Genomic DNA, 10,253 nt, shown 5'->3' with positions numbered 1-10,253 from the left:
TCGATTTTCGAAAAAGCCGGCTATGGTTGACCCCCTCGGCTTAAACGTAGTAGATAGGCCCCTTTCGTGGCACGGCGTCAGACCAGTCTAATTGTGATGGGCCTTATTTGACTACTTGTCGATCTGATTGCCCGAGTAGTCAAAAAAGCCCCGTCCCAAATTAGCTACCTTGCCCCATCGGGCTGGAGCGGGTAAGATATACCGAGCGCCTAGCGCGTTCGATGGGTTCGGATGACGACATGTTCCGAATCTGGTCAGGTCCGGAAGGAAGCAGCCATAAGGAGCCTCTGTCGGGCATCCGAATCCATCGAGTGCGCAGGCGTTTTTTGGTGCCGCGGCTACCCGCGAGTGCCGGCAGGGCGCTTGGTGTCTCGCTGGTCCTCGGCTTCGCCTGCGGGATCGCTCGACTACCAAGCGCCCTGCCGGCACCCGCGGGTAGCCGACCAAAACCGCCTGAAGGGTCACATTTATCTGATAATTGAATCCCCGGCGTTATGCCGCTCGCTGGCGTTGCCAAAACATCGGCTGCTACGTGCCTTGGGCGCTAGTGACCGTTGCCCTTACATCTGTAACGAGTTGCTTACGCATCTCCAGGGTTCTCCGTACTATCATGAATCAGATTGAATTGAGATGATGATAGGGAGCGCCTTTTTATGATTGAGCTGCTCAGGCGTTTTGGTGGTAAATTTCGCCGGTATATGGTGATTGGCCCTGCGTGCAAGTTGATTGAAGTGATCTTTGACCTGCTGACGCCGCTGGTGATTGCCCAGATGATCGATAAGGGCATCGGCGCACACAATGTGAACGCTGTCGTCCACTACGGCATGGTACTTGCCGCCATGGCCGTGATCGGCATCTCGTTTACGCTCGTCTGCCAAAAGATGGCGGCGCTCACCTCGCAGGGTATGGGTACCGACATTCGCGGCGCACTCTACCAGCACATCAACAAGCTGAGCTATGCTGAGCTCGATCGCTTTGGCACGCCGTCGCTCATCACGCGCATTACCAACGACGTCAACCAGGTGCAGCTCGCCGTGGCGCTGGGCGTGCGTATGCTCATCCGCTGGCCTTTCCTGGCGGTGGGCTCCATGGTCGCGGCCCTTGCCATCGACCTTAAGCTCGGCATGATCTTTTTGATTTGCACGCCCGCTATCGGCCTGGTGTTTTGGTTTGTCATGGCGCGCTGCATCCCGTACTACAAGCAGCTGCAGGCAAAGCTCGATCGCATCGCGCTTATTTGCCGCGAGGGTCTTTCGGGCGCCCGCGTGGTCCGGGCGTTTGTGCGCGAGGGTCACGAGCGTGAGCGTTTTGCCCAGGCGGCCGATGGCCAGGCGTGTGTCGCAATTGCGGTGGGCAAGCTCTCGTCGATCCTTAACCCCGTAACGTTTCTGGTGATGAACCTGGGCGTGTGCGCCATCCTGTGGGTGGGCGGCATTCAGGTCAACGTGGGCGAGCTCACGCAGGGCCAGGTCATGGCGTTCGTCAACTACATGACGCAGACCCTGACCTCCATCGTGTATGTCGCCAACCTGGTCGTGGTCTTTACCAAGGCGAGCGCCAGTGCGTCGCGTCTCAACGAGGTGCTCAATTGCGTGCCGAGCATCACCGACGAGGGCAACCAGCCGGTCGCGCTGCCCAAGCCGGGCAATGTCGCTCCCGTTCCTGCGCTGAGCTTGAGCCATGCGAGCTTCTCGTTTGGCGCCGGCGCGGCCAATGCTGTCAACGATGTGACGCTGGAACTCCCACTGGGCAAGACGCTCGGCATTATTGGCGGTACGGGCAGTGGTAAGTCCACGCTCGTCTCGCTCATCCCGCGCCTGTACGACACGGGCGCCGGCAGCGTGTGCGTGATGGGTGCCGACGTGCGCGCTTGGCCGCTCGACCAGCTGCGCCATGTGGTTGCGACTGTTCCGCAGCGCGCGTCGCTCGTGAGCGGCACGATCCGCAGCAACCTAACCTGGCGCGACGAGTCGGCGGCCGACGAGGAGCTTTGGGCGGCGCTCGATATGGCGCAGGCCAGCGAGTTCGTGCGCAACAAGCCGCAGGGGCTCGACGCCCCGGTCGAGGCGGGCGGCAAGAACTTCAGCGGCGGTCAGCGCCAGCGCCTGACCATTGCGCGTGCCCTGGTGGGCTCGCCGCAGGTTCTGATCATGGACGATTCCGCCTCGGCGCTCGACTTTAAGACCGACGCGGCGCTTCGCCATGCCATCCGCGAGCGCAGCGCACGCGGGGCCGCCGCGGGCGGACTCCCGCTGACCACGGTGATCGTGAGCCAGCGCGTCTCGACCGTGCGCGATGCCGACATGATCTGCGTGCTCGACCACGGCTCGGTCGCGGGCCTGGGTACGCACGACGATCTGTATACGACCTGCCAGCTCTATCGCGAGATTTGCCAGTCGCAGCTGCGCCGCGAGGAGCTCGAGGGCCAGCAGGGGAGCGCGACGCCCGCATCCGCCCCGGCTGCCCCGGCATCCACGTGCGCAAGGGAGGGCTGCTAAATGAATCCGTACACTTCGTCCGGTTCGGTCGCCACGATGACGGCCAATGTGTCCGGCAACGACAAGCTCAACGACCTGGGCGACGGCCCACGCCAGCCTGGCGACCCTGAGCGCTATCCCGTGGGCGCGGTGACCCGCCGCCTGATGGGCTACGTCCGTCCGCACCGTATTTCGTTTACGGCGTCGTTTGTGAGCGCCGCCATCTCGGTGATCTTGCAACTCTATACGCCCATCCTCATCGGCGAAGGCATCGACCTGATCGTCGCCGCCGGACAGGTGGACTTCGATGCGCTGCTGCCGCTTGTCACCAAGCTCGCGATTGTCGTCGTAGGTGCTGCGGCCTTCCAGTGGCTGCAGGGCTACTGCGTTAACCGCCTGTCCTACGAGACGGTGCGCGACATGCGCGTGGAGGCGAGCGACAAGCTCAGCCGCATGCCGCTCAGCTTTATCGACAGCCATGCCCACGGCGACCTTATGAGCCGCGTGGTCAACGATGTCGACCAGGTTGGCGATGGCTTGCTGCAAGGCTTCACGCAACTCTTTACCGGCGTTATCACCATTGTGGGCACGCTCGCGTTTATGCTCTCCATCAACCTGACCATGACGCTCGTGGTGGTGCTCGTCACGCCGCTTTCCATTTTTGCAGCCGGCGCCATCGCTAAGCTTTCCAACAAGAGCTTTACGGCACAGCAGCGCATTCAAGGTCAGCTCGGTGGCCATATCGAGGAGTATGTGGGCGAGCAAAAACTGGTGGATGCGTTTGCCTACGGCCCGAACGCCCAAGCGCGCTTCGACGCCCTCAACGCCGAGCTCTATACGGCAGGCGAGCGCGCGCAGTTTATGGGTTCGCTCTCCAACCCCGGCACGCGCTTTATCAATAACATCATCTATGCCGTGGTCGCTGTGATCGGCTGCGTGGGCGTGATCACGGGCGTGCCCGCGGCGCTTACGGTGGGCGGCGTGCAGATTTTCCTGTCCTATGCTAACCAGTACACCAAGCCGTTCAACGAGGTTACCAACGTCATTACGCAAATCCAGACGGCGTATGCCTCGGCGCGCCGCATGTTTGCACTGCTCGACGCCCGCGAGCAGGAGCCCGATGCGCCAGACGCCGTGGAGCTTGCCGCCCCGCGTGGCGAGGTGACTTTTGAACACGTGGACTTTAGCTATGTGCCCGACCGCAAGCTGCTGCAGGATATCTGCATCGAGGCCAAGCCCGGCATGCGTTTTGCCCTGGTCGGCCCCACGGGCTGCGGAAAGACAACGCTCATCAATTTGCTGCTGCGGTTTTACGATATCGATGCCGGACGCATCATGGTCGATGGCCGGTCTTCGCGTGGCTACACGCGCGCAAGCCTGCGCCGCGCCTTTGGCATGGTGCTGCAGGATACGTGGCTGTTCGAGGGCACGGTGGCGGAAAATATCGCTTACGGTTGCCCGGATGCCACGCGTGAACAGGTTATCGAAGCCGCCAAGCGCGCGCACGCGCACAAGTTTATCGTGCAGCTGCCAAGCGGCTACGATACGGTCATCGGCGAGGACGGCAGCATGTTTAGCCAGGGTCAAAAACAGCTGCTGTGCATCGCGCGCGTCATGCTCACCGACCCGGCGATTCTGCTGCTGGACGAGGCGACGTCGAGCATCGATACCCGCACCGAGCTGCAGGTGCAGGCGGCATTCGACGAGCTTATGGCCGGCCGTACGAGCTTTGTGGTGGCGCATCGCCTGAGCACCATCCGCAACGCCGACTGCATTCTGGTGATGCGCGACGGCGAGATTATCGAGCGCGGCACGCACGACGAGCTGCTAGCGACAGGCGGCTTCTACGCCGAACTCTACCGCAGCCAATTCGCCCAGTGAGCAAGCCCGTGGGGCAAATTAATCAGGTTTGTTTGTCCCATAGAGCGATCTTGTTATATAGCGTTCTACCAGCGCGTGAAACATTTTGACGATACTCCGTGACACAATTTGACGGCGTTTTGTGAAACAGTTTTTCGGCCATTCGTGAAACGTTCTGCGGCGGTTTCAATCCGAAGTACATACTGTTCGAAATCTGTCCAAAGATGTCGTCTGCGTCGCCAATCGACAGACGGTGGTTTACATCTGTTACGTTAGTACTAAGATATTCATCTAATAAATTGCAATAGTGGCTTTAGTTTTGGGGGAAACGAGGCAACGTGACCATGACGTGCTCTTTGGTGGTTAACAGCAAGAGCGGTAATACCAGGATGGTTTCGGGTGCGATCAAGCGCGCTCTGCAGGCTGCGGGCGTTGAGTTTGTCCACGCTGCGGCGTTGAGCGACGATGCGGACGCAGATCAGGTTGCGCTCGAGGCGCAGGGCGCCTGCGCGGCCGACACGGTGCTCGTCGGTTTTTGGTGCGACAAGGGTGCGTGCACGCCTTCGGTCGCGGCGTTGCTCTCCGCCTTGCACGGCAAGCGCGTCTTCTTGTTTGGCACCTGCGGTTTTGGCGCCGACCAGAGCTATTACCAGCAGATTATCGACCGCGTGACCTCCAATTTGGCCAACGATGCCGAGCTTGCGGGCTGGGCGATGTGTCAGGGCAAGATGGGCCCCGCGGTCAAGCAGCGCTACGAGGCCATGCTCGAGCAAGATCCCGACAATGTCCGCTTTAAGATGCTGCTCGATAACTGGGTCGCCGCAAAGGATCACCCCACCAAGGAAGATCTGGACAACATGGCTGCAGCCGCCAAAAAGGCCGTGCTGGGGGAGTAGCTCCCATCGCTGACGGCGGTCGGTCCATCTTTCTAAATGAAACGTCCTCCCGGGCGTCGGGGCACGAAGTTCCCTGCTCTACAGTCCTGCGCAAGACGAAGGCCACATTAAGTGGCCTTCTTTGTGTGCGGAACTCGCGATGAACTTCGTGCCCCGCCGTCCGGGAGGACGCCTCTTTATTGATGGGAGGCCTGATAGGTCGATGGTTCCGTGCCCGGATGCGTCCAAAGTGGGACGGGCTTTCCGGATGGTCAGGCTTTCGAAAAATGCGTCCCGGAATTTGCCTTTGGAATGGGACGTAGTTTCCCGTTGAGGTGCTTTGCGGAAAGTGCATCCCACTCTGGGCGGTCGAAGTGGGACACACTTTCCCAAAGGCGCTCCAACGGGAAATTGCGTCCCATTATTCGGTCAAGAAACGGGATGCATTTTCCCAATGAGAGCAAAACCGGAAAATGCATCCCACAATCAGCCCTCAAAGTGGGACGCCGTTTCCCAATGAGGCTCAAGCGGAAAATGCATCCCGGAATTTGCGCTCAAAGTGGGATGCGGTTTCCGGTTGAGGGTCTAAGGGGAAAGTGCGTCCCAGAATCGACGCTTGAAATGGGATGCAGTTTCCCGATGAGGCACTCGACGGAAAATACATCCCAGAAATGGCCTTTGAGCTGGGATAAGATTTCCGCGGCATCTCGGATTCTCAAAAATGAGACACGTGATATCGGGTATCGGATGTATCATTTGCAAAAATGAGTCCACTCCACTCGAATAAAGCGAGGTCCCTCATGTACGTTCCACACCCCCGTATCCGTAGGCTGTCGAAAATCCCGCTTGTTGGGACGGCGGCGCTTGCTGCGTTGATCGCCACGAGCGTCGCCTGCTTCACGGCCACGCCCCAGGTTGCTCAGGCGGCAGACGCGCCCGCAATCACCGATATGACCGAGCAGGATTATCAAGCCCTGGGTCTGGGCACGAGCGAGGACATTCCGGCCGATACCGTTGGCCCCTATTCCACTGATACCCCCACGACGTTTGCCACGCGCAGCGAGGTCTATATGGCAGCTAACGGTAGCCATGGCAATCGCTACACTCTGCGCGACAAGCTCGAGAACGTCGAGCGCGGTGACATTGGCGGCAGCAGCAAACTCTTCGATGGCTATGGAAGTGTGTGGGGTGCCGCAAAGTTCTGGCAAAACGTCAACAACTTCGATACGAACAGCGATCTCTACAAGCATAGCGACTACGGTGGCGGCACCTGGTCGTACCTAAGCAACAATGAGTCCTCAACAGTACTCGCCAACGACAACAACGGTTTCTCGGGCATTCACGCCACGAGTGTTGAGTTCTGCAGCGACGCCAGCACGGGCAAAAAGAGCCGCGTTGCCGAGCTCCGTGCCTACGGCGACAGTTCCTCCACGACGATTGACGGCAAGTCATACGCCGGAAAGGTTGAGCTGGTCCTCTACTCGTTTAGCAACGGGCGTACGCGCACTCTCGACACACACCTGCCGGTGACGGTCAACACTAATATGATGTACGAAGGCCGTTTTAAGTACCTGGATGCCGGTTACCTGCAAGAGCACGACGCCGTCTTTGATGTCGAGGCGGGCGATGTCGATGGCGACGGCGTCGACGAGCTTTTTGTCTACGCGGGCTGCTATGTCGACGAGAACGGCGTGCGCAAGGCTGTAGTCGACATGTATGACTTGGAGGGCGGCAACTGGAAGCAAAGCGTCGTCAAGATCGATGCCGGTAACGCCGCGGACTACACCACGCACAACAAGGGCGGGAACGACTCCTGGACGCAGCTTCAGTCAGCTCCTGTCGTTTCGCTAGCGGCCGGCGACCTCGATCGCGATTTTTGCGATGACCTCGCCATCGTGGTCTCGGCACCCTACGGCAAGAAGAATATTGATAAGTCGACGCATTGCGAGCTGTTTTCGTGGGATGCATCCAAGGGTGCGCTCGTCCATGTCGATGCTCTGGGCGACGCGGGCGCAATCTCCCTCTCCGCGAACGGCAAGACCATGGTCGCTGCGAATGCGACGTTCGGCACGTTTGCCGCCTACGATGAAGAAGGAAAGAAGACGGGTGAAACCGTCACGGGCCTTATTCTTGCGGGCTATGACTGGCAACGCAGCGCTTTTGATTACGGCGCTTCTGACGGCAGCAAGGGGCTGTACGGCGCGCTGTACCGCTACGCGTATTTTGACTCGGAGTCTGGCGAGTTCAAGCTTTCCGATTGTAAGGAATACAGAGACGGGCTCCTCGCCTCCTATGGGCTGATGCATGTGCCCAACAGCGCATGGAAGGATAGCGCTCAGGATAAGCGCTATCCGTGCACCTTGGCGCCTATTGCCCTTGCCACTGCCAACCTTGACGGCCTGTCCGAGCAGCTGGCGGTTGACGAGGTGCTCGTGGGCGGCGATGTGTTCCGCGACTTTGCCTGCAACACGGCACAGAGCGGGGCTCAGGGCTTGGGGTCCATGGTCGGAACCATGAGCATGAGCGGTCAGCAATACAACAGCAGCAACAAGCATGACCATAAGGGTATAGAGCAGGTGTGGATCAGCGACGTCAAGGCGGGCAGCGTCTCGGGTTCGGACCGCTATAACGAGAGCTTTATCGCCGTGGTGGGCAAGCACCGCGACGAGGACCTGCGCAAGAACGATGACTACTATTGGATGACCGCCTCGCATTTTTCGCTCGACGAGAACGGAAAGGTGCGCCGCGGCGAGGAGCAGGTGATTAGCGAGAGCAACCGTCGCGGCACTACCTACGGCACATTTATCTCGCTCGCGCTGCCCGATGTCGACAACGACAGCGTCAAGATCACGTACAAGGACCGCTACAAGGTCTATACCAACCCGCGCGTGCTTGCCGTGCTGCAGGATGCGCCCTATGTTGAGGATCTGGAGCAGGCATACGGCTATCTGGTGTTGGGCGGCACGTCATACGGAGAGGAAAAGGGCACGGGGACATCCCAGGGCTATACCATTGGCGCCGAGTTGGGCGTTGCCGTCGAGGTGCAGACCGGTCCGCCCCTGGTCGCGATGAATGCTTCAGTCGATTTTGCCGCCGAGGGATGCTATGACTACCGGAGCGAGCGCACGGTCAGCGCAAGCGTAAGCTATGAGTCGCATGCCGGCGAGGGTGACAAGGCCGTGCTCTACACGATTCCGATGGTCTATTACGAGTATGAGATCGAAAATGAGGAAACTGGTGGCAAGGGCGTGATGGCGGCGCCCGTGTCGCTCGGCGCGCAGACCTCGGTCGTTAATGTCGAGGCCTATGACCGCATTGCCAAACAGCACAATATGACGCCGCTCAGCTACTTTTTGACCAACCGGTCGGGAGAACCCGGAACCTATCAAACGACGCTCAACGGCGAGACTCCCGTTGGGGATTCCTTTGGCCTGGGCAAGCCTGGCGTAACGCGCGCCTACACGCACGATGGGTTTAACGGCGCCGCCGCGCAGTCGGGGGCGAGCATTGAGCAGACCATCGAAGTCGAGGAGGGCAAGGAGCAGGAGCTCGAGCTCGGCTTGACGCTGAACGGCAGCGTTGTCATGGGCGCGAAGCTCGCAAAGCACGAGTTGTTTGGCGGCCTGTGCTTTGGTGCCAACGCCGGCTTTACTACGGGTAACTCCTCGAGTGAATCGACCGAATACGGCGGCACCGTCGACAACCTGCCCGAGGCCGCGCAGGGCAAGTACGGTTTTGTGTGGCGTCTGGGCGTCAACGCGGTGGATGTCGGCAAGTTCGAGGCAGACTCGGGCGACAAGCTCGGCACCAAGGACACCGATCAGTTCTGGATCGTGGGCTATGACGTTAAGGACGTCGAGATGCCCGACGCGCCGGCCGTGACGGGCTTTACGGCAAACGCCGTCGATTCGACAAGTATCACCTTTAGCTGGGACGACGTGCTCGCAAACAAGAGTGGCTTTAGCTACGGCGTGGGCATGCTGCAGAGCAATGCGGCGGACGCCGTCGTCAACAGCTGGAAGATTGCCGGCAACACGCAGACCTCGCTTACCTGGGATGGGTTGCAGCCCAACACGGAGTATCGATTCGCTATCGCAGCTGTTGAAAATGGATCCACGACCGAAACGGGTATTCGCTCGGCAATCATCACGGTCAAGACCATGCCCGTTGGCATGACGATGACCGTGAGCGGACCTGCGGCGGATACAGCGGAGAGGTCGGCCCTCGAGTATGACTCTTCGGTCGAGTGCGCGGAGGGAGACAAGTTGACGCTTTCGGCGATCGGGCATGTGACGCAGCGCAATGCCGGCGGCAGTGAAACGGAGCTGGCGCCGTCGTATATCTGGTACCGCAAGGTTCGCGGCGAGGCCGAGTTCCAGCGCGTGGCTGCCGATGGCAGCCTCCCAGCCGGAACGGCCTCAACGCTCGAGATTGACCTGACGGCGGAGGATGACGGCGCGCAGTACTACTGCCACGTGGGATACAACAACGTCGGCCTCGATACCGGTGTGACACTGGTGAACATCGCGGCCGAGGAGAAGGCTCCTGAGACGGTGAACGCCGCTCCGATCCGCACACGCCGCCTGTTCTCGCAGGCAAGCGCGGGCGCCAAGAAGTTCCTGGACCATACCCTGGTGAACACCGCCGGCCCAACCGATTCCGAAGGCTCGAAGGACCCCGAGACTCCTGAGACCCCGACGAACCCGGACAAGCCCAAGTCCGACAACGGAGCTAAGACCGACACCAAGGTCAAGACTACGACCACAGCGAAGAACCTCGCAAACACCGGCGACCAAACATTCGCCCTAGTCGCCACCGCAGCAGCAGCGGGAGCAACGCTCGTAGTGATAGCCCTCATCATGCTGATCAAGCGCCGCAAGACCCACTAGTAGCCAGTCGAACATATCGACAACCCAAAAACCCGGGTAGCCAAAAAACAGGCCACCCGGGTTTTCTGTTGAGTGGAGACTCCGCAAGCGGAAACTGCATCCCACAATTAGCGCCCGGAACGGGACACATTTTCCGTCAAGCCCTCATCCGG

Annotated in this window: 4 protein-coding genes and 1 other RNA gene; all 5 read left to right on the top strand. The window is 59.9% G+C overall.

Annotated features, from left to right (window positions below; translation table 11 throughout):
• Window positions 1–218: 218 nt before the first annotated feature.
• The 5 genes from ffs (at window position 219) to AAA138_RS09610 (ending at window position 10,101) form a co-directional block, all read left to right on the top strand.
• Window positions 219–314: signal recognition particle sRNA small type (gene ffs / locus AAA138_RS09630), an RNA gene on the top strand.
• Between the two features lie 339 nt (window positions 315–653).
• Window positions 654–2,498, top strand: coding sequence for an ABC transporter ATP-binding protein (locus AAA138_RS09625; RefSeq protein ID WP_349090639.1), 1,845 nt, complete (start codon window positions 654–656; stop codon window positions 2,496–2,498).
• On the top strand, window positions 2,499–4,358 hold the full coding sequence (locus AAA138_RS09620; RefSeq protein ID WP_349090638.1) for an ABC transporter ATP-binding protein: 1,860 nt from the start codon (window positions 2,499–2,501) through the stop codon (window positions 4,356–4,358).
• A 323-nt stretch (window positions 4,359–4,681) separates the two neighbouring features.
• Window positions 4,682–5,233, top strand: coding sequence for a flavodoxin family protein BilS (gene bilS / locus AAA138_RS09615; RefSeq protein WP_349090637.1), 552 nt, complete (start codon window positions 4,682–4,684; stop codon window positions 5,231–5,233).
• 779 nt (window positions 5,234–6,012) lie between these two features.
• Window positions 6,013–10,101: a fibronectin type III domain-containing protein gene (locus tag AAA138_RS09610; RefSeq protein WP_349090636.1), complete on the top strand. Its 4,089-nt coding sequence runs from the start codon at window positions 6,013–6,015 to the stop codon at window positions 10,099–10,101.
• The last annotated feature ends 152 nt before the right edge of the window (window positions 10,102–10,253 follow it).

The organism is Collinsella sp. CLA-JM-H32B (genome assembly GCF_040098065.1).
Taxonomy (GTDB): Bacteria; Actinomycetota; Coriobacteriia; order Coriobacteriales; family Coriobacteriaceae; genus Collinsella.
The sequence above is the reverse complement of the archived record's forward strand: the minus strand, read 5'-3'. Positions and strand labels throughout refer to the sequence as shown.

What these genes read in the sequence shown, in the direction of transcription:
- AAA138_RS09620 (WP_349090638.1), top strand. Translation starts at nt 2,499, where the DNA reads ATGAATCCGTACACTTCGTCCGGTTCGGTCGCCACGATGACGGCCAAT.
- bilS (WP_349090637.1), top strand. Translation starts at nt 4,682, where the DNA reads ATGACGTGCTCTTTGGTGGTTAACAGCAAGAGCGGTAATACCAGGATG.
- AAA138_RS09625 (WP_349090639.1), top strand. Translation starts at nt 654, where the DNA reads ATGATTGAGCTGCTCAGGCGTTTTGGTGGTAAATTTCGCCGGTATATG.
- AAA138_RS09610 (WP_349090636.1), top strand. Translation starts at nt 6,013, where the DNA reads ATGTACGTTCCACACCCCCGTATCCGTAGGCTGTCGAAAATCCCGCTT.